The organism is Bartonella sp. ML70XJBT.G, from assembly GCF_028618575.1.
Taxonomy (GTDB): Bacteria; Pseudomonadota; Alphaproteobacteria; order Rhizobiales; family Rhizobiaceae; genus Bartonella.
In genome coordinates, this window is record NZ_JAQITA010000013.1 from 22,830 (window position 1) to 49,628 (window position 26,799).

Sequence of the window (26,799 nt, forward strand, 5' to 3'; positions counted from 1 at the left end):
CAGAAGTTTCGAGCTATTTACTGAAGGTTTTTACAAAATGTTGATGCCACTTGCCTCTTTAAGAAAGCTCTGTCTTGGCTTCATGGAGGTAAATCATCAATCATTTGCAATTTATGTCAAAACAATTGGCACTCAATGGACAAAAACGCATCCCCATGAAAAAAGAGCAGACTCTTTATATGGAGGTATTTCATAATGGGCGTGTGCCCATGTGATTTGTTGCTACCTATTCTGCAAAAAGATAAAAACCCAACTGCACTAACAGAAGGGTTTTTGAAACGTTATCTTACGATAAATTAAACCAACAAAGTAATTCCAGTTTAATTTATCGTGATGTATTCTGCAAGAGAAATTTTGTAAAAACGGGAGTTTTTTCATTTTTTGCTTCTTATTGAGAATAATAAAGAAAGCTATTACTTAGCTTTGAATCAAACGCAAAAGACAATTTATACGAAAACACCTAATTGGGAACCTTGGATACTGTTTTTTTACGTGCTCTACAAAAACAAAAACGCCAATTAGAAATAAAAATAGAGAGTGAAAGAAATGCTCTTTTGACTTTGTCTGAATTAGCTCTTCATATTCTGGGTTATGTTCGTGGTCATGGGCGTGTAACAACCCGTGATATGATGCGTGAATTTGGTGCAAGTCCCAATACACTTAAAGCAACTTTTGCATCATTAGTTGAAAAAGGCTTTTTGACGCGTCATGGAGGAGGGCGATCAACTTGGTATAGCTTGTCTTAATTTCTCTCTTTAAGAAAAACTTCAATTTAGATATCAATTTGATATCTTATGGCTTTTAAAAATGTCCAATAAATATACACTTTAAGTATCAGAAAAAACGATCATCAATAAAAATGGTATATTAAATATTGTAGCTTATAAAGTTACACGTTATCTTAAATTATGATTTTGGGATTTACGCATAATTCGTGAAGTCGCTATATCAGCAAATGATTTAAATTTTCCGTCCTTTCAATTACATCCTCTAAAGGATAATTTTAAGGGCTCTAAAGGATAATCTTAAGGGATACTGGTCAATTACTGTCAATGGAAATTGTCATCTAATATTCCGCTTTGAAGGTAGAGATGTAGATAGGGTTGATTATCTCGATTATCACGAGTAAGGGACATTCAAAAATGATGAAAAATCCTCCACATCCTGGTGAATTACTGTATGAAGATGTTATCAAAGAACTTGGTTTGTCTGTTAATGAAGCAGCTGAACGACTTGGTATGTCTCGTGTAGCATTTCTAGAGTTTTAAATGGAAAAGCTGCGATGAGTGCAGATTTAGCTATTAGACTTGAAATGGCTGGTGTAGGTACAGCACGTGCTTGGCTAGCTATGCAAACAAATTATGATTTGTCAAAAGCTTTAAAACGTAAGCAACCTAAGATATATCCACTTTCTATGAGTTCATGTTAGTATATAGCTTAGTATTTCAATAGACAGATTACAGAAAAGAGTTTCCTATGAAAAAGAAATTACCAAAAAGTTATATGACTGATGCTGAACGTGAGGAATTACGAGCAGGTGGATTAGATCAAGACTGTATTTATACTGCTGAATCAGAAGCTGCTGACCGTGCTGGTGATGACAAAGCGGCGTGGAGCACAATTTATTCGTGATATGCGATTTTCTACTAAAGACGCTGATAAAGAATATGGTCCCGATTGGTTAGATAAAGATGTTATCATAGGAGGTCATCATTTCTAAAGAGTTTGAGGAGTTAGAACGTATTTTTTTCACGAAAATGGTTATATAAGAAAACTCAATGAAGCATTGATGACCAAGAAACTACAGAGTGTGTGAAGTGATTTGTGTGGTTATCTTCCTAACATTGGGAAAAGCGGTGATTTATCATCACTTCTTGGTGCGGAACGTAGTCTTGTAGAAAATGATTTGCTAAGTTATGCCAATAGTAAGGCTGTGATTAGTAGTCTTAAAACAGCACTAACGGAAATAGATGTTATTAAGAAACATGTGGTGCTTGTTGGTAATCCTGTACAATATAAAGGGATCAATGAGGCTTATAGTTTATCCAAAAATCGGATAGTTTATCCAAAAATCGGAAAGGTGATTTGCGCTTTATGATGAAGCAAGACAAGCATTGGCATCTCACTATACACGGTTGGAAAATCTCGACAAGGCGCGTATAACAGTAGTTGAAAAGTCTATCCTTGATATACGGAGAGGATAATATCAAGATAATGCAAAAACTTTCTGAAAAGATGCAAGCCAAAGCTATAGATCTCTCATACAATCATTCTCTTTTAAAAAGTCAAATGGATAATCTTATAAAAGAAACAATAGGGTTTGATTTATGGTTTCAGCAACAAGTCCAACTTGGAATCAATTCTGCTCATGCGGGTGATGTCGTATCCTCTTCAGACATTGATGTAGAAGCAGATAAATGGTGCTCGGAAATACACCCCAAGATAAATAGATAAAATTTGATCAAAAAGACGATGCTTATCGTTGTACAGATTATTTAAAGCAGTGTCATATTCTTATGGAGAGAGGCAAAAAACTATAGGGCTCTAAAAGCCGCTTTCGCTCTTGGCATTATTATCGAAAAAGATTGTCGGCAATTGATAAAATCATCTGGGGGATATCTGCGGGGTATGATTGCCAAGAAAAATCATGGCGAATTGTACCTTGAACGTTCCTTGCCTTGGTGAATGCGGATGGAGCTCATGACGGAAGGGTGGGAAAAAATACAGATCACCCTTTGAGAGCTGATGAATGAGACTTTCGTGAGGTACACACTGCAATACAGCTTCTGTACTTTTTAAGTGAAGAAAGAGGTTATAGGGAAACCCGCGGGGGTGTATATATTACCTCTCTCCCCAAAAGAAATGTATATGACGATTTATTGTTTAGCAAGAGAGTATTTAAAAAAAATTCTCTTAACTGATGAAGAAATTTATGAAAATATAATACTCCTTTGAAGTTCATATCACCAATTTTATGAAAGATCGTCTCTCTTTAAGTCTAGAAAAATTTACTACCGGATGATTGATATGAATTTATTCTTCAAAAAGAGCCCCTTAGCTCTTTTTTCTTCTCTGTTTATTTCTAAAGTTGGTGATTATGCTTATGAAGTTGTTTTTGTTTTACTGGTCTTAGAATTAACAGAGAATTTCTTTTTTACAGGGCTTGTGTATTTTTTTCGCTTTATCCCTTTCCTCTTTTTTGGTCCTATCGGAGGTTGGTTAGCGGATCATTTCTCTTTGAAGAAAAATATGATCTTCAGTGAATTGGTGAGATTATTCGCCTCATTATTTGTTTTTATCACTTACATAACAGGTTGTGCACATATTCTTGTGCTTATTTTTGCCGCAATAGGTACAACGATCGGAAGAAGTCTTTTTCAACCAAGTTTTCAAGCGACTATTCCAAAAATGTTTTCAATCAAGGATTTGATAAAGGCAAATAGCCTTGCACAGATTATAGACGAAACGGCATCTGTCATTGGTCCTTTAGTTTGTTCCCTCCTGCTTCTTTTCGCTAATAAATCGGCAGTCCTTATTTTTGATGTTTTTACCTATTTCATCTCTATTCTCTTGTTATTTCATCTCGTGAATTTAAACGCACGTGAGAATAAACCATTCAATTTTATCAAAATTTATCGAGAAACAGCTTCCTATCTTAAATCTCTTTCTACAGAAAATAATAACTTATTTATTACGCTTATTGGATCGGCGTTTGCTATTCTCTTTACGGGGGCAATTTTAAGATTTTTAATTCCAGCTTTTGTTCTCTCTATAGGGGGAGAGGAAAGCTTTGTCAGCTATGTTTTTTCTCTCATGGCTGTTGGAACGATTGTGGGCGGTTTGTTGTATAGTAAAATGATATTCCATATTACTTCGTTGAAGCTTATGGTCTTTTGGCTTCTCTATGGGGGTATTCTGTTTGTTATGCCCTTAGCAGCAGAACTTTATTTAAAACTAATTCTCGTGTTAGCATTTGTTTTAGGATTTGTTGGTGCATTTGTCGATATTAGTTTAGTCTCAGCGCTTCAATTATATTCTCGTCGGGAAGATTTGGGGAAAAGTTTTGGAACTTTTTCAACTTTAGCAAATTCTGCTGAAGCTCTCTCTGGCTTTATTGCTGGACTTTTTGCCCTCGTAGGATTGTTGAGCTCTTTTTTAGTGATGTCTGCACTCATTATTTCCACTGGAATGGTGGGAGTGATAAAAATTAAGAAAAATAAAGAGATACACCTTAACAAGACGGAAGAGGACGATCATTGATCTCTTTGATATCTCCATGCCGTTTCTTTTTTCTCAGACGGTTCATTGCTGATATTGGCAACAAAACTCTCCCCTCATTGCTTCTTGATGATTTTACATAAAATGGTGTTCATTTGCTAAATTGTACAACGGTTGCTTTGTTTCCAAAAGTAACACGTCATGGGAACTTTTTTCTCTCTCAGGCAACATGAGACAACACATTGATTTATAAGAATAGACCGTTTTCTCTGTTAAAGTTTAAGAGTCTTGCAATATGGTAAGATTTTTTCATGTCAAATCTTTCTCATGGGAATGAAGCAAAGTCCTATGCTTGCAGCTCACAAGGTGTATGTTACGATTGGCGTGGGGAGATAAACGAGAGAAAGGGGGACAAAAATGCTTGTTATGAACCATTGTATCAAGGATTGAGCTATAGGAGCAGTGGGCAAAAAGTATGATGACCTATTCCCAGCTTATTCCTTGATAAGATAACAAAGGTGTTGAAACCTATTGAGTGTATGGGAGAGACCCCAATTGCTTCACTAAAAATGCAATAGAATTTATCTCTTTGATCAAATGTGTGCCCTTGGGATAAGTCATTGCCTTTCAGAACATAATGGGATGATCCCTGCAATTGAGCTTTCCTTTTATGGCGTGATGTTTAAACTTTGGCATTCAAGAAGCAATGTTCTGTTCTGCTCTCAAAAGATATGCTGAGTGAAGATTTGCTTTGGTAAGTGATCTTAGATGAGAGAAAAGCCTTTTTATTTTGGCTGGCGGTTTATTGCCCTAGAAGCAGAGTTTGAGAACAAGACTTGTCAAAAAATACTACGAGAGTTGACAGCCAATGTGTGGTAGAGGGGGGCAGAGAGGTATGGTAGAGAGGGTGGTAGAGGAGGAGCACATTTTATTTAGGGTTTCATCACATCTCATCCTTTTTTGTTTGCTAAAGAGAGAATTTTGTCAGAATGCGCAACGCATGTAGCAATTTGAACCATTATTTAACATAAAAAAGAGATTTTAGTGGCAAAAGTAAGACAAAAGATAGAGTGTTTTATTTTGAAAAAAAAGAACTCAAAATCCCGATATTGAGCAAATGTTTTACATTTTAAATGAGTCTTTCATCATAAGGGGAATGTGCTCTTTATGTTTCTTAAAAAAGGGATATGCGAAATAAAACGCTTTGTGTTGATATTCATTTTTACTGCCCTATATTCTCCATTATCTCCTCCTTTATCGGTCAAAGACAATAAAAATGAATGATCAATTGTGAATAATGAACCCATGGTCTCTTTTTCGCCCAATTTTATAATATTTTACACATCATAATAAGAAAGGAGACTTTACGCTATGTTTCTTCCATTTTTAATTGCTTTAGGTACGGCAGTAACAACTTTATACGGCAAAAAAAATATAAGTTATGCTTTGTGGGCAATTTTGTTAGTTGTCATTCTTCTCACTTTTAATCATCACGCAACTTCTACTTTAAATTTGTCTTTTTGAGAGAGTAGCCATGGAACATGTTGAACAAAAAAACCCTCATTTTGTTACATTGATGAACACCTTAGGACTGATTGGATTATCCATTGTCTTATTGGTGGCTTTTTATTATCAGTTGGTAAAATTTGAATTACCTTGTCCCCTTTGTCTGCTCCAACGCGTTGGTTTGATGTTGGCTGGGTGTGGGTTCTTACTCAATATTCACCATAAAGTGAAAAATACACATTATGGTATGGTGATTCTTGGCTGTATGGTCACCAGTATCGTCGCTGCAAGACAAGTGTTTTTGCACATCACTCCAGATGATCTTGGATATGGTTCAACATTCTTTGGATTGCACTTTTATACTTGGGCTTTCATTATTGCTGTCCTTTGCATTCTCGCAGTTTCCGTTGTCATGATTTTGGGTGAAGTAGCACACAAATTTAAAGAGTTTTCTCCTTTTCCAATATTAAGCAAAGTAGCAAGTTTCTTATTTATCTTCTTGATCGCAGCAAACTTGGTTTCTACCGTGCTTGAGTGCGGAGGCGGACAATGTGCTGATGATCCCGTAAGATATGAGTTGTTGTCAAGTTGGTTTCCTTCCTCATCTTAAAATGTCTTTTTTATAGATTTTCCCGGATAAATATCTTAATGGTCAAAAAAGAAGTGACAACTCAGTGCTGTCACTTCTTTTTTTGCAAAAGCTTGAAATCCGCCTGCAGATTTTTGATCTCTTTCCTCTATTTATAAATAGTTTCTGCCGCAAAAATAGTGTGGAGCGCTTGGTTTTTGTCCGCTCAAAACTTTATGCTTATCCTTATCCCTTATGAAAAACTTTTCTATTAATATTTTTGTTTTTAAAATAAAAAGCTTTTTAATCTTGTCTCTTTTAAAATTCTATGTTAGTTAAACCCGTAGTTAATGTTCATCAATGCTTGCAGCTCTTGTAATGCCTTTGGAGCGTTAGGGTAAAAATTTAGAAAGTTATTGCGCAATAATTTTCTGTTAAGGTCCATTTATCATGAATGGACCTCTTTTTTTATCTATCGGTTCTTTGCTTCTCAATACTTGTTTCGCTTCTCTATTTGGCAAGACAATACGCTCTTTTCCACTTTCTTGAAGGGGTTATTCTAAAGTCTTTCTTTTGCCTGTGAGGCAAAGATTTTTCTGTTGATTCTATACAGAGCGATAGAGGGGAAAATATTTCTTTTGTCTTTGCATCTTGTGAAAGACGCAAAATAATACGATCTCACATGTTAAAACATCAGTCATTTTACCCAATGTGGGCAATTTTAAAATGTGTCGTATGTGGTGATAGGATCATGCGTGGTGTCTCGCCTCTTGTTAAATTTTTTTGTGTGTTTATCAACATCCAAACCCAAAGCAGCCCACTTCTTTGAGACAAAGATTAACGACGAATAAGTGCTTTATGCGCTGTATCAGCTTTTGTATGCTAAAGGGGGAGCAAGCGTATTGCGTATCTCTGTATGTGTAATTGCTGAAACGCGAATACAACCTCATTAGCGGAGAATATGAAGTTTTAAAGATAAAAACCACTTCCCAGCCTTGCCTTATCTTTTCATTCAGCTTTACGGGCTTTCAAAAGTCTCTAAAGCAATATCTTTTCAATAATGGGGATTGTGCATTGCTTCATGTTTTGGTTTCTCTCGTTCTTTCAAGGAGGTCACAACCCTCATGTAAAACATGAGTGCTATTGATTTGCGTATTCAAGAGCTTTTCTTAAAAAACCTTTCTTAAGGCACAAAAGCCTATTCCACGGCGCCCATGAAGGCTATAGCGATAAATCCATTGAGCACCGCTATCTTTACACTTCTGAAAGCGCAAGCCGGCATCATCATATCCTTTGCCAGCTCCCCATGTTGTGACAGCCCTTGCATTTGAGAGTATTCATGAGAGAAAGTTTAGTTTTTTCTTATACAATTTTTATCTATACGCCAGCTTTTGACGTGCAAGAACACGAGTTTGCTTGTTTCACCATGGGGAATAGATTTGTGATGAGAAAATCTCACGATATTCGGAGTTGTGATCCAAGTTAAAAAAAGGATAATTTATCATTATAAATTAATTGTGTTGCTCTCTACCAATAGATGAAAGCGCTAAAGTGTGTGGTCTATGAGGGGGCTTGTATGAATGTTTGAAAAAGAGTGCGTTTTATGCGTTGGTTCGTGCAAGCAAAATAGAGGGATCTCAAGAAGCAAGAGTTGGGAGGTGAGATTTCTTTAAAGAGGGCAATGGAGTTTTAAAACAGCTGTTTAAAACAGTATTGTATTGCGCATTTACACATATTTACTGCTTTCTGTAAATCATGAAAAACATAAAAATGTGCTTCCGTAAAAGTGGTGTAAGAGTAGGACCGTGAATGGTGTGTGCTTTTGGAAGGGCTTATCGATGCGATGGAGAATTGGTGAGGAAGCAAAAAGTTTGGGGCATTAAGGTGAGGTGTTGGTGGTGGAGTGTTGATAGGGAAGCTTGGATGGTAGGAAATTGATGGTGGAGAGCTGTGGAGAGACGCGGGTGATGTGAAGGAATATTGGTGAGAAAGTTGGGTTACTACTTTCTGTAAATCTTGAAAAACGTAAAAATGTCTATCTGTGAAAGTGTAAAAAGGTGATGCATTATGCACTTTTGTCAGTGCTCATGCATCTGATGAAGGAATGGGATGAGAATTAAAGCGAGGCAAAGATGGGTTTTGGAGGAGAGAGTGCAAAAGATGGCGAGGGAAGGTGAGTAAAAAGAGTGTTAGAAGGGCGCGTGTGGTGGAGAATAGACCTGAGTGTATGGGATGCAGTTTTCATCTATGTCATTCTGATAAGATCACTATGAAAAGATATTGGATGGGAGTTTTTCCTTGATGGTCACTTTACAGCTTTCTGTGAAATTGTAAAAGCGTAAAAATGTGTCTCTGTAAAAATGCTAAAAGAGTAGGACCGTGAATGGTGTGTGCTTTTGGAAGGGCTTATCGATGCGATGGAGAATTGGTGAGCAAGCAAAAAGTTTGGGGCATTAAGGTGAGGCGTTGGTGGTGAGTTGCTGGTGAAGGGATGCTGGTGGTTGGGAGTATGTTAAAGGTGGTCGGTGTTCGTAATGGAGTGTTGGTGGAGAGGATATGCTCGGGGTCGTTGCGTATGGAGTGGATATAGCTGTTCAAAGAACTCTGTATAAGGTAGAGCTGTATGGCATGTGAAATTTCCCTTTGTTTTTTTGAGGAAACATCTGTTTTGCTGAGGTAGAGCACAATGTTTATTGGCTGGTAGAATGATTTTCGTTGAAGTGTGGCATCAAGGTGGGGGGCTGGTTGCTGTCTTGGATGGTAGGGTGTTGGCGATAAGGTTTGAGGCGTCAAGGCGTGGTTCATGTGAAAGATCGTTGGAGAGAAAGTTGGGATACCGCTTTCTGTAAAGCTTGAAAAAACGTAAAAATTTTTATCTGTAAAAGTATGGATATGTTATGCATTCCCTGCGTTTGTTGGTGTTGAGGCGTGCGATGGAGAGATGGGGGGCAAGGCAAAATGGTGGAGGCGTTAAGGTGAGGTGGTGGGGCGTGTGAGGGGGAACGTAAGGGTATGAGAGGGTGGAGAATGGAAGAGAAAGGCATTTTCTATCTATGCCATTCTCAAGATCATGAAAGAGATTTCATCGCTGCTTTTATCGATAATCACTCGGCTAGAAAACGTAAAAATGTTTATCTGTAAAAGTATGGATAGGTTATGCATTCCCTGCGTTTGTTGGTGTTGAGGCGTGCGATGGAGAGATGGGGGGCAAGGCAAAATGGTGGGGTGCTAAGGTGAGGTGGTGGAGCGTGTGAGAGGGGTTTTTGGTAAAGGCTTTCAAGCTTGAAAAAAAGAGGTGGTGGGGCGTTAAGGGAGAACGAAAGGGTATGAGAGGGGAGATGAGCACTTGGGATCAAATTTTCCAAAGGGGAAAGAAAAATGTGCAAGGAGGGAGCTAAAGTGCACCAAAAGGAGGGAGGAAGATGAGAGGCTGGAGAAATAGATGGGGAGAGGTTTAGAAAGAGGGACTTGGAGCACGATCTGTTAACCAATGGGCTCAAGGGAAAGATGAAAGCTTTGTAGGTGAAAGTCTTTTTATAGCTTTAGAGAACAAAGACAAAAAGAAAAACCTTTTCCTTTTTGTTGGATTTTTGTTCACAAAACTGAGAAAATAGGGTATGAACGCTGAAAAAATTATACGCACTGTAAAGGAATTTATTTTTTATGTCAAAAGAAGAAGTGTTAGAATTTTCTGGTATCGTGACTGAACTCTTACCGAATGCGATGTTTCGTGTGAAACTAGAAAATGATCATGAAATTATTGCTCATACCGCCGGAAGAATGCGTAAAAACCGTATTCGTGTGTTAGCAGGGGATAAAATCATGGTGGAAATGACCCCTTATGATTTGACAAAAGGACGTATTACCTATCGCTATAAATAAGTCAGGCTGTTTTCTCTAAAGCGTTCCTCCTTGTTCTATAAGACCTTGATGCCTGATCTTTTTTTTAGTAAAAAATGAGAAAAAGTGAAAAATTAAAACAATATGAAAGATGCTTGAGGTTATATTAAAGGGGATTGTATGGCGCCAAAATAAATTGGGTGAGGGCTTAAAGTTATTCTGGGGGGGTGAAAATGATAAACTTAATGAAAACCTTCTTAGGAAAAGAGCACTTGAAGAAAAATCCTGATGAAGAAATCCTCTTGGTGCTTGCTTCTGCTTCACCCCGTCGTTTGGCACTTTTAGCGCAGATTGGTCTTGATCCTCATGAGGTTTATGCGGCGAATATCGATGAAACGCCAAAATTAAGAGAACATCCTGCAAATCTTGCCAAACGGTTGGCAAAAGAAAAAGCCCTTAAAGCGCAAGAGGCTTTGCTGTGGCGCTATCAAATTGACCAAGAGAACGCTACGCGGAAAATGATCATCTTGGCTGCTGATACTGTGGTGGCTGTGGGACGCACCATTCTCCCTAAACCAGAGGGTGAAGATGAGGCTTATGAATGTTTGCGCTTTCTTTCTGGACGTTCTCACAAAGTCTATGGTGCCATTTGTGCCCTCAATGAAGCCAAGCAAATAACTGTAAAATTAGTGGAAAGTCGTGTCCGTTTTAGACGTTTGACTGCTCCATTGATGGAGACATATATTGCTACTGGAGAATGGGAGGGAAAAGCTGGTGGTTATGCCATTCAGGGAAAAGCCGGTGCTTTTGTCGTCCATATCGCTGGTTCTTATTCCAATGTAGTGGGTTTACCATTGGCGGAAACAATGGATCTTCTCACGAATTATCGTTATCCAGTGCTCTCCTCTTGGACTGGAAAAATGCGTTAGAAAAACTGATGCAGCAGGTAAAACCAATGACACAGGATAATAAACAACAAAAAGGGGAGAGGCAAAATGAAAAAAAACAAACGACAGAAAAACTCAGTAATACCTCTCAACAAATAACAAAGACACAACAAACACTCAAAAAATCAGATTTAACACAAACAGAAACTGCTCCAATCCGCCCTGCGCACCCTTGTCCCATTTGTGGTCAAATGGCACAACAAAACGCCTATCCTTTCTGTTCAACACGATGCCGCGCTATTGATCTTAATCGATGGCTGTCCGGTGCTTATATCTTGCCTCCACCACCGCAAGTCAGTGATGAAGAAGAATAAAATCATCAGCTGTTTCAGAACACTGAAAATAAAGTGTATGGTGCAGGCGGAGATTGGAAACTGCTGGGGAATTCACGCAGGGCTTGGAAAGTTTTGCCTGTTTGCACTGCAGGTAAAACGCGGGTTTGTGCTGACACAGAAAATTATAGTAATCAAACGTGGTCTTTAGCCTTTGGGAGTAAAGACAAGAGCAGGTCTTTTAATTTCAGAGAGTTTCTTTGGGCTTTGGTAAAGGTTTGATGTTTGCGAGAGAGGTGGGGTGTTTTTTAGAACGGAGCCTTCAAGCTAAGGAAGAAAGAGGCGTTTTCGCCAATAGGGCAAGAGTCGGGCTTTAGCCTTTAGAGAACAAAGAGAAGATTGATACCTAGAGAGCTGGCGGAATTTGGGGCGTTTGTGTTGTATGGAATTGCCTTTTGGGGCTTTGGTGAAGGTTTTATGCTTGCGAGAGAAGTGGGGCGTCTCTTTCACACACAAGATATGAGAGTTGAGAAGAGAGCAGGTGGTTTGAGTTGTCATGAGAAGATTTGTGCTATGAGAAGGCTCTAGCTTTTGTGAGCAACAGCAGGGATTTGGATCTTAAAAAATTGCTTTTTGGCGTTGAGGCAGGAACGGAGATTTGAAATTTGTAGAGGCAATTTGAGTGCAAATAAAAATATCTCTCCTGCTTTATTTGCTTTGTGCGTCCCATATCACGTTTTTTTCTTCAACACTCTTGTTGTTTCATCAGGGTGATGCGCTCTTGCTCTGAATTGCCGGCTTTTGGAGGCATATATCTTGCCTTCACCACCGAAAAGTCGGTGATGAAAAAGAATAAAAGCATCTGTTTAACTGCATGAGAAATGTAGAAATAAGGCGGATGTTTGAGGCTTTCTGGAAAATATGAGGACAGAGCATTGAGAGAGTCTTTTTTAATACTATGGTCATTCCCAAGAGGAGAATAGTTTTGAAAGATTTAGCCTTTGGAAAGAAGGACAAGCCATTTCAGTCTTAGAGAGTTGCTCTTTTGCTTGTAGTAAGGACAAATGTTTCATGTCTGCGGGAGAATGTGAGGGGTGAGGTTTTTCTTTAAGAGGAAGTGATGACTGGACAATATGGCAATAATTTTGAGTGGTTTTGGTTTTATAGATCCAGTGGAAGCACAGCTATCTGAGTCTTAGAAAACGGGCTCTTGGACTTTCATGAATGTTTGAAGTTTATGCGAATGTATGGGGAGGCGTGTTGAAAAGAAGAGGAAAAGTGAGGTCTTTTTAAAAAACAAAATCTCTTCAAAGTGAAAGATCATTTTATCCAAAATAAAATCATCAATATGGAAAAATAATCCTAAAAGTGAAAAAACAAAAGTGGGAGAGATAAAATCCTTCATGCCAATTTATTTTCAAATCAACATAAAGGATTTTCTCTTTTTTCATAAGGAAAAGATTAATTCTTTTGCATCATTTTCCAGATCTTTCCATCAGACATATACATAATTTTTTGCCCTGTCGTTATTTTTTGTGTGCTGTTATTGATGTGGAGTGAAGAACTAAGCGCTGCTTGATGGTCTACAAAAATTGATTTCCATTTAAATAAATGAGCCTCTGGTAAAGAGATATTGGGTGACCACGAACCATTTCGTAAACGAATGGCGATAAGTTCTTCCTTTTTTAAGGCATCCGAAATCGTTTGTGCAGACAGATCTTTGCCATTGCTAATGCGGACGTTCTTTGTTACCGGCGAGGCTAAGCCTCCAAGGTCGCTGATATTATTCATGCAATAACTGAGGTTACACGCTATTTGTACAACGTAAGGATCTTTACAGATCCCTTGTGCAGAGGCTTCTTGTAACGCTTGGTATGGTGTACCACTTTTATCGGCTGTAGGATTGAAGAAAATTGAACTTTGTGGACTCAAGACATAACAGGAGGAAAGCTGTCTTTTCCAACGAGAATGGTCTTCAACAAAACTTGAAGAATTATAGAGTTTGCCAAAGCTGCTTGGGACTTCTATGACACCGACCGTTGTTGTTTTCCCAGTGATAAGATCCGATATGGTGCCTGTAACAAGATTGCCATTCTTGGAAACATCTAATTTGTATCGACGTCCAAGCTTCCAAGGAAATTCAATTTCACATCGTACTCCAGAGTCCTTATGGGTAAAATGCTTACATTTATCACTCTTCCATCCCGTTGCATTCCAGATAGAGAAGTGAACAGTGCGGGCGCCTCTGTTGAATAAACCAATATATCCACTTTTTCCATCTTTGAACTGAAATTGGTTGCCCCAAAAATAGATGGCATCAGCTCCACCATCGTAAGTTATTTGCTGAGAAAAAGACAGGCTATCGAAGAATGTATTATGTCGCCATGTGTGTTGCATCGTAATAACTTTACCAGCAAAAACAGCATAGCTTGGTTTGCTTATCAGAAGAAATAAAAATATTAAGAACATCTTTTTTATGTTGCAGTACATATTTCAGATCCTTTGCTTTCATAAAGTCAATGTAAATACATATAAAAGTATATTCAGTATAGTTTAAAAAAACAATACGATAAATAGTTTTGATCTTTATGTATATTATGTGTTGTAAAATATTACTTTTTTTAAAGCAAAAAGTGTATTTTGAACTCTCTTTAGAGTATTCTCATGCAAGGCTTAATGGTGGGGTGTTGATAGGGGAGCTTGGACGGTAGGAGATTGATGGTAGAGAGCTGTGGAGAGATGCGGGTGATGTGAAAGGGCGTTGGAAAGAAAGTTAGGATACTGCTTTCTGTAAATCTTGAAAAGCGTAAAAATGTCTATCTGTGAAAGCGTAAAACAGAAGAGTTTGTGCATTATGCATGCTTTTGTGGGGGGCATATATACGGTGAAGCATTGATGAGAGCGCGAGGAGCTAGGAGTATCAAGGTAAGGTGTTGGTGCTGAGGTTTGGGCGATATAGAGTGTGGGTGGAGAGATGTTGGTGGCGAGGTGCGAAGATGAGGTTGTAGGGAAGGAGGTTATGATGGTTTTTGTGAAATTGTAAAAGCATCAAAATGTCTATCTGTGAAAGTGGTGAAAGAGCAGGTTCGTGAATGGTGTGTACTTTTGGGAGGACTCATAGATGTGATGGAGAGTTGATAGGGAGCTTGGACGGTAGGAGATTGATGGTGGTGAGCTGTGGAGAGATGCGGGTGATGTGAAGGAACATTGGTGAGATGATGATACTGCTTTCTGTAAATCTTGAAAAGCGTAAAAATGTCTATCTGTGAAAGCGTAAAATAGAAGAGTTTGTGCGTTATGCATGCTTTTGTGGGAGGCATATATACGGTGAAGGATTGATGAGAGCGCGAAAAATGAGGAGTATCAAGGTGAGGTGGCTAGTAGGATGCTGATGGGGGTGGTGCGGCTTGTATGGGGAGGTTTGGTGGAGAGAAGTGTTGGCAATGAGGTGTTGGTGGCGCTGGCGAGATTGCGGTTTCGACGAAAAATGACTATGCCTCTTAATTGCCCTCTTGCTATGGGGCTTTTGAAAACCCATATTCCTTTTAGCACGACGGTTCTTCTTCATGCTGCCTCGTTCGCAGTTTTTGTGGGGGTTGGCTATTCCTTGTGAGTGCGCTTTGGGGAGCTAAAGAGTGGTGGTGCAAGAAAGGAAAAAAAATGAACCTAGAAAAATATAGCGAACGATTACAAGGCTTTTTACAATCAGCACAAAATAACGCTCTCTCTTCTGATCATCAACAGTTTATGCCTGAACATCTGCTCAAAGTCTTGTTGGAGGATGCTCAAGGATTGGCTGCATCTCTTATCCAAAAAGCAGGCGGAGATCTTACTGTTATTCATAAGGAGCTCACAAACGCTCTCAATGCGTTGCCAAAAGTACAAGGTGGAAATGGGCAACTCTATCTCGCTCAGCCCTTGGCAAAAGTTTTTACTTTAGCGGAGGATCTCGCCAAGAAAGCTGGTGATCAATTTGTCACCGTCGAGCGCGTGTTGCAAGCGCTTATCATGGAAAAATCCGCAAAAACAGCAGATATTCTTACAAAAGCAGGGTTGACACCCCAAGCACTCAATCATGCGATTGAGGCACTGCGTAAGGGAAAAACGGCGACAAGTCCCCATGCTGAGAGCCAATATGATGCTTTGCAAAAATATGCACGCGATCTCACTAAGGATGCGCGCGAGGGAAAACTCGACCCCGTTATTGGTCGTGAGGAAGAAATTCGCCGTACAGTGCAGGTGCTCTCAAGGCGTACCAAAAATAATCCCGTGCTGATCGGTGAACCTGGTGTGGGGAAAACCGCAATCGTTGAAGGGTTGGCTCTTCGTATTGTCAATGGGGACGTGCCTGAAACTTTGCGTGATAAACAGCTCTATGCACTCGATATGGGAGCGCTTATCGCGGGGGCAAAATATCGCGGTGAATTTGAAGAGCGTCTTAAAGCCGTATTGGCTGAGGTGCAAGCTGAAAATGGGCAAATCATTCTCTTTATTGATGAATTACATAACTTGGTTGGGGCTGGAAAATCTGATGGTCCTATGGATGCTTCCAACTTGCTTAAACCCGCTCTGGCGCGCGGAGAACTCCATTGTGTGGGCGCAACAACCCTCGATGAATATCGCAAATATGTCGAAAAAGATGCTGCTCTTGCAAGACGATTCCAGCCTGTCTTTGTGCCTGAACCAACTTTGGAGGATACAATCTCTATTCTGCGCGGCATTAAAGAAAAATATGAACAACATCACAAAGTGCGTTTGGCTGACAGTGCTCTTATCGCGGCGGCAAAACTTTCTAACCGCTATATTGCCGATCGTTTCTTGCCTGATAAAGCCATTGATCTCATTGATGAGGCGGCGGCACGCTTGCGTATGCAGGTTGATTCAAAACCTGAAGAACTCGATGCTTTGGATCGGCGTATTTTGCAGTTGAAAATCGAACGCGAAGCTTTGAAAACCGATGTCGAGCCAACAGCTAAAGAGCGTCTGAAAACCGTGGAAGACGAACTTAAAACATTGGAACAAAAATCTGCAGAAATGACAACCGCTTGGCAGGCGGAGAAACAAAAATTAGGTCATGCTGCTGATTTGAAAAAACAATTGGAAGAAGCCCGAAATGCTTTGGCTATAGCGCAGCGCGATGGGCAATTCCAAAAAGCCGGTGAACTCGCTTATAGTGTCATTCCACAGCTCGAAAAGCAATTGAGTATCGCGGAAAATGATGATCAACAAAATCATCTCGTTGAAGAAACTGTGACCGCTGAACATGTGGCACGGATTGTTTCTCGCTGGACTGGAATCCCTATGGATCGTATGCTTGAGGCAGAACGAGAAACGCTCTTGCGTATGGAAGATGAAATGAGCAAACGTGTGATTGGGCAAGGGGAAGCCGTGCAAGCCGTTTCTCGCGCTGTACGCCGCGCTCGTGCCGGCTTGCAAGACCCCAATCGTCCACTCGGTTCTTTCATGTTTCTTGGTCCTACCGGTGTGGGGAAAACCGAATTAACTAAAGCACTTGCCGCTTTTCTCTTTCAAGATCAAAATGCCATGCTGCGTATCGATATGTCGGAATATATGGAAAAGCATGCCGGTGCACGCTTAATTGGCGCACCTCCTGGATATGTCGGATATGAAGAAGGAGGAGTGCTGACCGAAGCGGTGCGTAGAAGACCTTATCAGGTCATTTTGTTCGATGAAATTGAAAAAGCCCATCCTGATATTTTTAATCTCTTGCTACAAGTGCTTGATGAGGGACGTTTGACCGATAGCCAAGGGCGTACCGTCGATTTTCGCAACACCTTGCTGATTATGACTTCAAATCTTGGCGCGGAATTTTTAACCGCCTTGCCGGAAGGACAGACTACCGATCAGGCAAAAGATGATGTCATGAATGTCGTAAAAGCAGCCTTCCGCCCCGAATTTCTTAACCGTATTGATGAGATCATTCTCTTTCAGCGATTACAACGAACCGATATGGAAGCTATCGTTGATATTCAGATACAACATTTGCAAAATTTGCTCAATGAACGCAAAATCACTTTGCAAATTGAACCAGAGGTGCGTGAATTTCTCGCCAATAAAGGATATGATCCGCTCTATGGAGCACGTCCTCTCAAACGTATTATTCAAAAAGAAATTCAAGATCCACTCGCAGAAAATATCCTCTTTGGAAAAATTCACGATGAGATGACGGTGACTATTGCAAAAGAGGGCGATCATTTGGTCTTTTTGCCTGGAAATTAAAAATATCTTCTCCTTAACAAGGAGCAAAATTCTCATGAGAAGGAATCTGCTTGTAGGAGCGAGAATTTATTCCTAAGGGGGAATGTTCATAAGGGAGAAGGCGCTTATGAGGGAAGTGGCTTGAGAGGGTTGCCTTGACCCTAAAACCTAAGGCTTGTTAGACTCTTCGAAAAACGCGGGTCTGATGTCATGATTTTGGTGAGCGTTCCGGAGAGTTTGAGAGGTGAAAAACCTCTCATTAAAAAACAAAGTTTGTAAGTAACAAACTATTCTTATTGCCAATCTTTTGAAATTACTTTATTACTTTGAAGGCATTTTTGATCGTCTACGCAGCGATCAATGGGGAAATAAAGCCCTAAATTCGAGAGTAAAAATTATCGTCACCCAGAGTTCCGGGAGTTTTTGTTATGTCCAAGTACTTTTTAGTACTAAAAGCAAAAAGCTGACTCGAACTCAGTACTTTATTACTCCCGGAATACTAATGCGAGGGCGCTCGCAACCGGTCGAGGGCTTTAAAGTGCCAGCTCAAAATCCACATTTTTATGACATTTCTGTAGGCAAAAAAATTCGCGTTAGGCGAAAAATGATGAAAATTTCTCAAAAATAATTAGGGCAGCTTTTAGGAGTAAGTTCCCAACACATTCAGAAATACGAAAAAGGACTAAATCGTCTAGGAGTAGGACGTTTACAGGAAATCGCCGACATATTAAGAGTTCCTATTACTTTTTTATGCTGATCTTCCTACAAAAGAAGATATTGCGCATCATCATAATAGAGAAATATTGAGCAAAACAGAATTTTGACTTTTAAAAAGTTTTAGAGAATTCAAACCTAAAAAACAAAAAGCAATTCTGTTGTTGATTTCTCACTCGCTTGAAATTTGCCAATAAATGTCGATTATTAGCACAAAGGGGTAGTGCATAAGGAGAGGTGGCTTTAGAGGGAAAAGGTTTGAAAGAGGGGTGCTTGTGGGCAGAGTGCGCTTATGGCAGGTCTCTCTCTGAGAGAAAGAAAAAGACAGATAAAAAGCGGTGAAAATATAAAAAACTTGACAAGGTGAATCTGAATCGGTATCATAATGATACAATCGGAATTGTGCGCTTTTGTAAGGTGGGTGAAGGACAGGGGGAAGGGATTTCATCGTCGTGCGTGGGTGTTTCGTGAGTTAAGCCTGTGGTTTCGGTTTTGCCGAGTGGTTTTGCCGAGTGGTTTTGCCGAGTGGTTTTGCCTTTATAAAGCTTTCTAGAGTCTGTAATCTTGCAGATCCTTTCCTTTTTTTATCGTTTCTCATGACAGGTTTGCTGTTGTAAGCGGCTCTTCATTTCATATCTTGAATTTTATAAGATTATCAGAGACCTAGGGGATTGTCCGTTCGGGCTGTTATCAGTCTTTGTATGGTCTATCAAAGAGATTTTGAGGGGTGGCCTTTTTCTCAAAAAGGGGGATAAGCAATTTTTGTATGATGGCATATTTTTGCTCATCCTTTGCTGAGGTGCTGTGCTGGGTGCTTTCAGCTAAGAGATGGGGGGATGAGTGTCCGTTTTTCGGTCTTTTATGGGAGAATTCTCTCGTTCTTCTCAATGTCTTTCCTTCTAGCGTTCTTTTTTCTCTTTTTTTGCTGTTTTCCTGTATCCGTTTTCTTGAAAGCATATGGGGAAAAGTTGCTTGTTTTTTAGAGAATAAAGAGCGTTACTACGATGAGAGGGAGAGAACTATGCATGAACGGCAGAAAAACTTTTACTCACGTGTTCAGCAAAGGATGAGCAACAATCTGTTGTCAGACAAAAATTGTCTCAATTAGCGGGTTGGTTTTGAGTTTTGATTGAAAAATGATGGGGTGTTGTCAAAATTTTGTCGCTGGTTTTTATGTCGTTGGATACGCTTTTCTTTCTATGCAGGAATATGATGATGGCAGATGAACGTTACCTTCCTTTACGTCGAAGAGGGCGGAAAAAGGGTGCTTTGAATAAAACAACAAGGCGTTTTAATGAAGCCCTTCTTACCGCCGCTGAGCAAGCTGGATATCACTATGGTGAGGATGGCTTGGTGTCTTATCTCCAATATCATGCCTTGAATAATCCTGTGCCTTTTTTTTCGTTGCTGGCTAAAGTGTTACCACTGCAAGTGACGGGAGATGCGGGAGGCACTGTCAAGACCATTTCACGCGTTGAGATCGTTCCTGTAAGGGCAAAGGATGCGGTGTCTGGGGAGAAGGAGACTAAGCATTCCGATGTTTAAGGGTGTGTGGCGTAATTTTTGAAGGTGTTTTGAAGCCTTGGGCGTGTGGTCCTTTGGGGCGTGTGGTCTTAGAGAGCTATGGTCTTGGCTGATGGGGTGTCTGGCGATTGTGTTCTTGGTGGGCATATGTTTGGGGACCATGGAGAGCATGATGAGATGAAATTTTGGCATGAGAATGCTGGAGGGAGATACAAAGGGTTTAGGGAGTTTAGGGAGTTTAGGGGGGTAGGACATTTGCGCAACTGAAATTGTTGATGGGTTTATTGTTGTGTAAGCCAATTGTGCCCTTTGGGGTTATTTCCACTACTGGCTAAACTGTGCTGCTGAATCTCGTCTTCCTTTACGCCGTAGAGGGCGAAAAAGGGTGCTTTGAATAAAACAACAAGGCGCTTTCATGAAGCCCTTCTTACCGCCGCTGAGCAAGCTGGATATCACTATGGTGAGGATGGCTTGGTGTCTTATCTCCAATATCATGCCTTGAATAATCCTGTGTCTTTTTTTTCGTTGCTGGCTAAAGTATTGCCGTTGCAAGTGACGGGAGATGCGGGAGGCAATGTCAAGACCATTTCACGTACCCAAGATTGTGCCGGTGGATGCAAAAGATGGGGTGAGCGTCACATAAGAGGTTAAGCACCTTGATGCTTGAATGGGGTTGGCAGTTTCATAGCAATTAACATGTTGAAGCGATACCTAATGATACAGTGTTTCATGATTGTGCCTCTTGTGGGTGCATTACGGGACGAAGCAGGAGGGAAGATCTTTTCACATACTTAAGATTGTGTCGGTGGGTGAAAGGATGCGGTGTCTGGGGGCAGGGCGCTCAATGCTTCGATGCATGAGGGTGTGTGCGTGATGCTTGAAGGTGTTTTGAAGCCTTGGTCGTGTAGTTCTTTGGTGTGTTTTTTTTCAAGATGAGTGTGCTTGAGGGTGAATGACAACGGCGCAAATTGCTCTTATTCCAAAGCTTATTCCGGTCTTTACTGGAAAAGCCGATGTGCGTGCTGCTTGGGGAGGACGGGGCTCTGGAAAAACACGTTCTTTTGCTTTGATGTCCGCGGTGGTTGGATATCGCCATGGAAAGGCAGGAGAGCGGGGGATTATTCTTTGTGCACGACAATTTCAAAATTCGCTCAATGAAAGTTCCTTAGAGGAAATTAAACGTGCCATCGAGTCTTATCCTTTTCTACAAGATTATTATGAAATCGGTGATAAATATATTAAGTCAAAAGATGGCCGGATCGTTTATGTGTTTGCTGGGCTTGATCGCAATATCGCAAGTATTAAATCCATGGGGCGTGTTTTTCTCTGTTGGGTGGATGAGGCGGAACCCGTGACTGAGGCGGCTTGGCAAACGCTTATTCCAACTCTGCGTGAAGAAGGAGACGATTGGAATGCTGAATTGTGGGTGACTTGGAACCCGTGCCGTGAAAATGCTCCCGTGGAAAAACGTTTCCGAAATGTCAATGATCCCAATATCAAAGGGGTTGAAATTAATTGGCGGGATAATCCGCAATTTCCTGAAAAACTGAATAGAGATCGCAAGGCGGATTTACAACAACGACCCGAACAATATAACCATATTTGGGAGGGCGAATATCTCCAAACTGTTGAGGGCGCTTATTATCAAAAAGCGTTGCTTGAGGCTTCACGTGAGGGGCGCATTACCACGGTTCCTCGTGATCCGCTTATGCAGATTAGAATCTTTTGGGATATCGGTGGAACGGGGGCAAAGGCTGATGCGACCGCTTTGTGGGTCGCACAATTCGTGGGACGAGAAATTCGCGTGCTCGATTATTATGAAGCACAAGGACAGCCTCTCTCGGAGCATGTGGGATGGGTCTTTCAACGCGGATATGAGAAAGCGTTGATGGTCTTGCCCCATGATGGAGCAACCAAAGACCGCGTTTATAATGTCAGTTTTGAAAGTGCTCTCCAACAAGCTGGTTTTCAAACAAAGATCATTCCCAATCAAGGTGTTGGGGCGGTGAAAATGCGTATCGAAGCGGTGCGCCGATTATTTCCTGCCATATGGTTTAACGAAGAGACAACCCATGCGGGGCGAAGAGCACTCGCTTGGTATCACGAAAAGCGTGATGAACAACGCAATATCGGGCTGGGCGCTGAACATGATTGGGCAAGCCATGGTGCTGATGCTTTTGGACTGATGTGTGTGGCTTATGAACAGCCCAATATACGAGCGAAAAAAAGTGCTTATCGCTTTTCTCACCATTCTCAAACTTCATGGATGGCTTTCTAATGAATATTTCTACAGATTCTTTTGATCCACTCGAAACCCTCGAAAATCAAGCGCTGTTTAAAAAACTCGTGGGCTGGTATCACGATGATATTGGCCATGTCGAGCAATGGCGAAAAAATGCCCAAGAAGACTACGATTTTTATACTGGGCGCCAATGGAATGAGCAAGATCTTGCCGTGTTGCGCGAACAAAATAGACCGGTTATGACCTTTAACCGCATTGCCCCGCTGATCAATGCCGTGATTGGTACTGAGCGCAACAATAAACGCCAAGTGCAATTTATTCCTCGTCAAGAGGGGGCGGCTTTTGCTAACCAAATCCTCACCGGTGCAGCCGAATGGTTTCGGGATGAGGCTGATGGAGAGTACGAGGATTCCGATGCTTTTCAAGATGCCATTATTTGCGGAATGGGTTGGACCGATACCAGACTCGATTATGAACAAGATCCGCAAGGAAAACCCGTCATTGCACGACTCGATCCTATGAAAATGATATGGGATGCAAGTGCTGTAAAACCTAATCTCATTGATGCACAGCGCCTATGGTATATTGATGAAAAACCTCTGGAGGTGGCAAGAGAAATGTTTCCTCATGTCCATTGGAGTGATCTTCATGCCGATTGGGTCAAACATCAGACATTTATGCACCAAACTAGTGCGGATGATGGGCAAAGCTATCGTGGTGATGTGGAGGAGGGGTATCAACGCCCTAAAATGGTTACATTGGCTGAATGCCGCTGGTTCGAGCGTGAGGTTGTTTATAAAGTCCTTGATCCTTTAAGCGGCAAATTTGTCGATTATTCAGAACAGGATTTCCAAAATTTACGTAAAGAATTTCCGCAAATTCAAGCAACAAGATTAACAAGAAAAATTGTCAAACGTGCTTTTTTGGGGCGAAAATTGCTCGAAGCACCAGATAAACCCTTGGTGCCAGCTGGTCAATTGGGTTGGGAGTGTATTACCGGTAGTTTTGACAAATTAAGCCGGCATTTTTACGGGATTGTCAAACCAACAAAAGATCCACAACGCTGGGCAAATAAATATTTTAGTCAAGTGATGCATTTGCTCAATAGTCAATCAAAAGGCGGGATTATGGCCGAACGCGACGCTTTTGATGATGATCGTCAAGCCACAGAGAGTTGGGCAAGAGCCGATAGCATCACTTGGCTGAAAAGTGGGGCTGTTTCGGGGGGAAGAATCCAGCCTAAACCCGTTGCACAATTTCCGCAAGGTTTCTTTCAATTGTTTAATGAAGCAAAAAGTGCGATCGAACAAGTCACTGGTCTGTCTTCTGAATTTGTTGGTACACGGGCGGTAAACCAACCAGGAATCTTAGAGGAACAACGCCGCCAATCATCACTCAATCTGTTGGCTTCCTTCTTTGATGCTTTGCGAAGATATCGGCAACGACAGGGGAAAATTATTCTCTATCTTATTCAAAATTATCTTTCCGATGGGCGATTGGTACGTATTGCTGGAGAGGAAAACGCTCAGTATGTCCCGCTCACACGTGAAATGATCACCAGTTTGGAATATGATATTGTCGTTGATGATGCGCCAACAAGCCTTAATGAAAAAGAGCGGACATTTGCCATTATTATGCAATTGTTGCCTTTGATGCAAAGTTTCATAACACCAGAGATTATGCTCGATCTTTTACGCTATTCTCCTTTGCCCGCATCACTTATCCATAAAATTGCCTGCAGAGCACAAGCAAACGAAGTTGCACACAATGTGCAAGCACAAAGCTTGGAAGGGCAAAATGCTCCTCACAGTGCTGGAGGGCACTTTAGTGATGCTGGAGAACTGAGTGGGGGGACGCGTGGAGTACTTAATGCACAGATAGAGCAGCTGGTGCAAGCTCTTTTGCAAAAGGCAAATGCGCAAGGCTAAACCACCCCATGTTTTAAGAGAGGCGGTTGTTTTATGCACTTCTCCTTCGCTCGTATCGGTTTCTCTATAAAATTGTCTGCAGAGTATAAGTTTACGAAGTTGCACACAAGGTGCAAGAGCAGAACTTGCAGGGGCAAAATGCTCCATTGTGTGAGGGGGTGGAGGACAGCTTTGCAGTGCTGAGGAGTTTCGCGGTGAGGCTCGTGGAGTTCTTAACACGCGCGGTGCAAAGAGAGAAGGCTCATGCTGGTAAAGCTGGAAACAACTTCAGGGGGGCATGCTGGAGTGGAGCAGCTGGTGGGCACTCTTTTGCAAGAGGCGAATGCACAAAGGTAAACTGCTTCATTTGAAAAAATATCATCTTATTGTCAATAAAGAAGGCTAACACTATGGATCAAGAACATTTAACACCAGCAGAACAAAACCAATTAAAACAGGGTTCTTTTTCAGGAGTTCTGCAGCAGGAAAACTGTGAAATTGATGCTGGAGAAAAAACAAAAGCCTTAGAAGAAAATTCCCACGCACATCAAGATGGATATCTACAACAGCTATCCATGCAACCAACTCCATGCTCGCAAGATGGTCAAGGGGGAGCAGAAATTGATTCACCGCCAGATCCGCAAAAAGATTTTATGGGTTATATACAATGGTTGGGAAAAACACTCTATAAACAAGGGGCGTTGACCTCTGAACAAGCCCCTTCTATGAACCATGAAGCAGAACAGTTGCATGCTTTTTACCAGCAGTCCGTTGTGCGTGCTAAACAAAAGCATCAGGATTTTGATCAAGCGGCCGATTTTATTTATGATATCCGCGCGAAACAATTGGCTGCTTTCTCTTCACTCTATCCGGAAATGGCAGATCCAAATGTTGTGGATGCATTGATTGGTAATGAATTAAAACAAATCTTGCGTGATTGTGCAAAAAAAAATCAAAATCCCGCTGAGGTGATCTACTCGATTGCGCAAAAAATTGGCTACACCAATACTTCCAATAACATTGGTGAAAATTTGCAGGAAAGACAAAATTCTGCACGCACATTGGCGGCCTATAACGGTATGACGCCCAATGGACCGATTTCTTTGGAGATGCTCGATAAAATGTCGGAAGCAGAATTTAGCCATTGGGTTGCTGATCCTAAAAACAAAGCGGCTTTTAACCGTCTCATGGGCGGGCGAGAATCTTAATAGCTCCATGGAGGAATTCTGAAAGTCGCTATGTAGAGGGCTTGGGGTATTGGTGCTGGTGCTGTGGAGGAATTTTCGGAGTGAGAATGTGATGTTTCTCAAAGGGGGAGGATAATCAATCAAATTAGACAAAATACCCAATAACGGATCCACCATCTGAAAATGAGACATGTGGAATTCAATAGCCGGTGCTTTGCCGGTTTTTTTATATCAATCAACTTTTAGAGGATAACATGACTGTAACTTATATCGGAATCAATGACCCAATGGCAGTGCGCACATGGTCTAAACTGTTAAACCAAGAAGTTTCAAAAGCAATTCCTATTGCACCATTGATCGGTAATGATTCAAATAGTATCGTGCAATTAAAGGATGAAACTACCAAAGCAAGTGGTGATGCCATTAGCTTTAATTTGCGCGTTCAGTTGCTTGGCGATGGGGTGAGTGAAGGAGAGTCCCTTGAGGGAAATGAAGAAGCACTGCAATTTCTCAGTGATCGCTTGGCTATTAATGAACTTGTTCATGCGGTGCGTGTTAAAAATGAAGGCACTATTGATCAGCAACGTATCTTGCACGATTTACGCACCGAAGCCAAAAATGGCTTGGTCGATTGGTATGCGGATCGCTTGAGTTTGATGTTCTTTATTCAAGTATGCGGCTATACTGCAAAAGCCATTAACTTTGAAGGACGCACCATTACTCTTAAACCTGTTCATTATGGCTTTAATGCACCAACCGCGCCAACCGATAAACGCGTTGTGCGCCCTCATGGAAAAACAAAAGACGAAGACTTAAAAGACAGTGATACTTTTGATCTTGATCTGGTCGATAAAGCCGTGGAACGCGCTAAGCTTGCTAATCCAAAAATTAGACCTGTGCGCATTGATGGTGAAAATGTCTATGTGCTCTATCTCCATCCAACCCAAGTTACACAATTGCGCACCAATACAGATGCTGGACAATGGCTCGACATTACCAAAGCAATCTATAGTGGAAGCCGTCTTAAAAACCCACTCTATGATGGTTCTCTTGGCATGTATAATGGTGTTATTTTACGTGAGGCGGAACATGTTACTGAAGGCGTTGAGTCCGGTTCAACAAACAAAGCAGTGCCAAATGTGCGCCGTGCTGTGCTGCTCGGTGCACAAAGTGCCGTCATCGCTTTTGGAAAAGACCGTGGTGCTACACGCTATAAATTGGTGGAAGAACTGTTCGACTATGAACGCGAATTCGGTGTCGCAGCAAAAACCATCATTGGTATGAAAAAAACTTGCTTCACTTTACCTGGAAGTTCACAAGGTGCACAAGATTTTGCGACTATCGTGATCCCAACTTATGGAGCACCTGCTTAAAGGTGTTATGCTTCTTCTCAACAGAATGTTCTGTTGGGAAGGGGGACATTGGCTTTCTTCGTCAATCAGCAGGTGTCAAGAATTGTGGTATGATCATAGATGCCAATCGTTGCCTGCTTTGAGTACTGATTAAAGACTTTTTCTCGACAAAATATGCTGTTAGAAAGCCAAAGTTCTAGAAGAAATAAAGCTTGCAGAAGTCCTCTATAGCTGTTCACTATTCTGGAATATTTGCTTTAAGAGCTGTTTGAAAGTTGGCAAATTCTTTCTCTCAATAGGATA

At 41.0% G+C, this 26,799-nt stretch carries 19 protein-coding genes and 4 pseudogenes; 22 read left to right on the forward strand and 1 reads right to left on the reverse strand.

Annotated elements, in window-relative coordinates:
- Positions 1-473: 473 nt before the first annotated feature.
- The 13 genes and pseudogenes from PVV64_RS07035 to yacG all read left to right on the forward strand — a co-directional run bounded on the left by PVV64_RS07035 (position 474) and on the right by yacG (position 11,393).
- Positions 474-746 (forward strand): DUF977 family protein, encoded by a 273-nt coding sequence (locus PVV64_RS07035; RefSeq protein WP_273760396.1) that lies wholly within the window; start codon positions 474-476, stop codon positions 744-746.
- Between the two features lie 296 nt (positions 747-1,042).
- On the forward strand, positions 1,043-1,129 hold the full coding sequence (locus PVV64_RS07040) for a hypothetical protein (RefSeq protein ID WP_273760437.1): 87 nt from the start codon (positions 1,043-1,045) through the stop codon (positions 1,127-1,129).
- A 13-nt stretch (positions 1,130-1,142) separates the two neighbouring features.
- A pseudogene (locus tag PVV64_RS07045) lies at positions 1,143-1,429 on the forward strand (HigA family addiction module antitoxin).
- Positions 1,430-1,476: 47 nt separating this feature from the next.
- Positions 1,477-1,720, forward strand: a pseudogene (locus PVV64_RS07050) (hypothetical protein).
- 102 nt (positions 1,721-1,822) lie between these two features.
- Positions 1,823-2,098 (forward strand): hypothetical protein, encoded by a 276-nt coding sequence (locus PVV64_RS07055; protein ID WP_273760397.1) that lies wholly within the window; start codon positions 1,823-1,825, stop codon positions 2,096-2,098.
- Positions 2,099-2,214: 116 nt separating this feature from the next.
- On the forward strand, positions 2,215-2,454 hold the full coding sequence (locus PVV64_RS07060; RefSeq protein WP_273760398.1) for a hypothetical protein: 240 nt from the start codon (positions 2,215-2,217) through the stop codon (positions 2,452-2,454).
- Positions 2,455-3,027: 573 nt separating this feature from the next.
- Positions 3,028-4,260: an MFS transporter gene (locus tag PVV64_RS07070; protein WP_273760399.1), complete on the forward strand. Its 1,233-nt coding sequence runs from the start codon at positions 3,028-3,030 to the stop codon at positions 4,258-4,260.
- Between the two features lie 1,329 nt (positions 4,261-5,589).
- A complete protein-coding gene (locus PVV64_RS07075) occupies positions 5,590-5,742 on the forward strand; it encodes a DUF5993 family protein (RefSeq protein ID WP_273760400.1) in 153 nt (50 codons plus the stop codon).
- A gap of 10 nt (positions 5,743-5,752) precedes the next feature.
- A complete protein-coding gene (locus tag PVV64_RS07080; RefSeq protein ID WP_273760401.1) occupies positions 5,753-6,334 on the forward strand; it encodes a disulfide bond formation protein B in 582 nt (193 codons plus the stop codon).
- A 1,767-nt stretch (positions 6,335-8,101) separates the two neighbouring features.
- Positions 8,102-8,230, forward strand: a complete 129-nt coding sequence (locus PVV64_RS07085; protein ID WP_273760402.1) for a hypothetical protein — start codon at positions 8,102-8,104, stop codon at positions 8,228-8,230.
- 1,725 nt (positions 8,231-9,955) lie between these two features.
- Positions 9,956-10,174: a translation initiation factor IF-1 gene (gene infA, locus PVV64_RS07090; protein WP_004857577.1), complete on the forward strand. Its 219-nt coding sequence runs from the start codon at positions 9,956-9,958 to the stop codon at positions 10,172-10,174.
- Between the two features lie 191 nt (positions 10,175-10,365).
- On the forward strand, positions 10,366-11,061 hold the full coding sequence (locus PVV64_RS07095; RefSeq protein ID WP_273760403.1) for a Maf family nucleotide pyrophosphatase: 696 nt from the start codon (positions 10,366-10,368) through the stop codon (positions 11,059-11,061).
- A gap of 26 nt (positions 11,062-11,087) precedes the next feature.
- The gene (gene yacG, locus PVV64_RS07100; RefSeq protein ID WP_273760404.1) at positions 11,088-11,393 is read left to right on the forward strand and encodes a DNA gyrase inhibitor YacG; all 306 of its coding nucleotides are present in this window, start codon (positions 11,088-11,090) and stop codon (positions 11,391-11,393) included.
- Between the two features lie 1,419 nt (positions 11,394-12,812).
- Here yacG and PVV64_RS07105 read toward each other — a convergent pair.
- Positions 12,813-13,841 carry a DUF3472 domain-containing protein gene (locus tag PVV64_RS07105; protein ID WP_273760405.1) on the reverse strand — a complete coding sequence of 343 codons (1,029 nt, stop codon included), beginning with the start codon at positions 13,839-13,841 and terminating at the stop codon, positions 12,813-12,815.
- 883 nt (positions 13,842-14,724) lie between these two features.
- Between PVV64_RS07105 and PVV64_RS07110 the strand changes: the two genes are divergently transcribed.
- From PVV64_RS07110 to PVV64_RS07150, 9 genes and pseudogenes are all read left to right on the forward strand, one after another.
- Positions 14,725-14,964 carry a hypothetical protein gene (locus tag PVV64_RS07110; protein ID WP_273760406.1) on the forward strand — a complete coding sequence of 80 codons (240 nt, stop codon included), beginning with the start codon at positions 14,725-14,727 and terminating at the stop codon, positions 14,962-14,964.
- A gap of 47 nt (positions 14,965-15,011) precedes the next feature.
- The gene (gene clpB / locus PVV64_RS07115) at positions 15,012-17,591 is read left to right on the forward strand and encodes an ATP-dependent chaperone ClpB (RefSeq protein WP_273760407.1); all 2,580 of its coding nucleotides are present in this window, start codon (positions 15,012-15,014) and stop codon (positions 17,589-17,591) included.
- Between the two features lie 481 nt (positions 17,592-18,072).
- Positions 18,073-18,481, forward strand: a pseudogene (locus PVV64_RS07120) (helix-turn-helix domain-containing protein).
- Positions 18,482-19,499: 1,018 nt separating this feature from the next.
- Complete coding sequence (locus tag PVV64_RS07125) at positions 19,500-19,829, forward strand: hypothetical protein (protein ID WP_273760408.1); 330 nt, start codon at positions 19,500-19,502, stop codon at positions 19,827-19,829.
- 319 nt (positions 19,830-20,148) lie between these two features.
- Positions 20,149-20,451, forward strand: a pseudogene (locus PVV64_RS07130) (hypothetical protein); the annotation flags it as partial.
- A 309-nt stretch (positions 20,452-20,760) separates the two neighbouring features.
- Complete coding sequence (locus PVV64_RS07135; protein ID WP_273760409.1) at positions 20,761-22,086, forward strand: PBSX family phage terminase large subunit; 1,326 nt, start codon at positions 20,761-20,763, stop codon at positions 22,084-22,086.
- A complete protein-coding gene (locus PVV64_RS07140) occupies positions 22,086-23,978 on the forward strand; it encodes a portal protein (RefSeq protein WP_273760410.1) in 1,893 nt (630 codons plus the stop codon). Before PVV64_RS07135 ends, PVV64_RS07140 begins: the two co-directional genes overlap by 1 nt.
- A gap of 389 nt (positions 23,979-24,367) precedes the next feature.
- Positions 24,368-25,165 (forward strand): hypothetical protein, encoded by a 798-nt coding sequence (locus tag PVV64_RS07145; protein ID WP_273760411.1) that lies wholly within the window; start codon positions 24,368-24,370, stop codon positions 25,163-25,165.
- A gap of 233 nt (positions 25,166-25,398) precedes the next feature.
- Positions 25,399-26,517 carry a N4-gp56 family major capsid protein gene (locus PVV64_RS07150; protein ID WP_273760412.1) on the forward strand — a complete coding sequence of 373 codons (1,119 nt, stop codon included), beginning with the start codon at positions 25,399-25,401 and terminating at the stop codon, positions 26,515-26,517.
- Positions 26,518-26,799 lie beyond the last annotated feature (282 nt).

Bases quoted from the DNA above. Each gene is read 5' to 3' on its own strand.
- PVV64_RS07060 (WP_273760398.1), top strand. From the start codon at position 2,215: ATGCAAAAACTTTCTGAAAAGATGCAAGCCAAAGCTATAGATCTCTCA.
- PVV64_RS07070 (WP_273760399.1), top strand. From the start codon at position 3,028: ATGAATTTATTCTTCAAAAAGAGCCCCTTAGCTCTTTTTTCTTCTCTG.
- PVV64_RS07075 (WP_273760400.1), top strand. From the start codon at position 5,590: ATGTTTCTTCCATTTTTAATTGCTTTAGGTACGGCAGTAACAACTTTA.
- PVV64_RS07080 (WP_273760401.1), top strand. From the start codon at position 5,753: ATGGAACATGTTGAACAAAAAAACCCTCATTTTGTTACATTGATGAAC.
- PVV64_RS07085 (WP_273760402.1), top strand. From the start codon at position 8,102: ATGGTGTGTGCTTTTGGAAGGGCTTATCGATGCGATGGAGAATTGGTG.
- infA (WP_004857577.1), top strand. From the start codon at position 9,956: ATGTCAAAAGAAGAAGTGTTAGAATTTTCTGGTATCGTGACTGAACTC.
- PVV64_RS07095 (WP_273760403.1), top strand. From the start codon at position 10,366: ATGATAAACTTAATGAAAACCTTCTTAGGAAAAGAGCACTTGAAGAAA.
- yacG (WP_273760404.1), top strand. From the start codon at position 11,088: ATGACACAGGATAATAAACAACAAAAAGGGGAGAGGCAAAATGAAAAA.
- PVV64_RS07105 (WP_273760405.1), bottom strand. From the start codon at position 13,841: ATGTACTGCAACATAAAAAAGATGTTCTTAATATTTTTATTTCTTCTG.
- clpB (WP_273760407.1), top strand. From the start codon at position 15,012: ATGAACCTAGAAAAATATAGCGAACGATTACAAGGCTTTTTACAATCA.
- PVV64_RS07125 (WP_273760408.1), top strand. From the start codon at position 19,500: ATGGCAGATGAACGTTACCTTCCTTTACGTCGAAGAGGGCGGAAAAAG.
- PVV64_RS07135 (WP_273760409.1), top strand. From the start codon at position 20,761: ATGACAACGGCGCAAATTGCTCTTATTCCAAAGCTTATTCCGGTCTTT.
- PVV64_RS07140 (WP_273760410.1), top strand. From the start codon at position 22,086: ATGAATATTTCTACAGATTCTTTTGATCCACTCGAAACCCTCGAAAAT.
- PVV64_RS07145 (WP_273760411.1), top strand. From the start codon at position 24,368: ATGGATCAAGAACATTTAACACCAGCAGAACAAAACCAATTAAAACAG.
- PVV64_RS07150 (WP_273760412.1), top strand. From the start codon at position 25,399: ATGACTGTAACTTATATCGGAATCAATGACCCAATGGCAGTGCGCACA.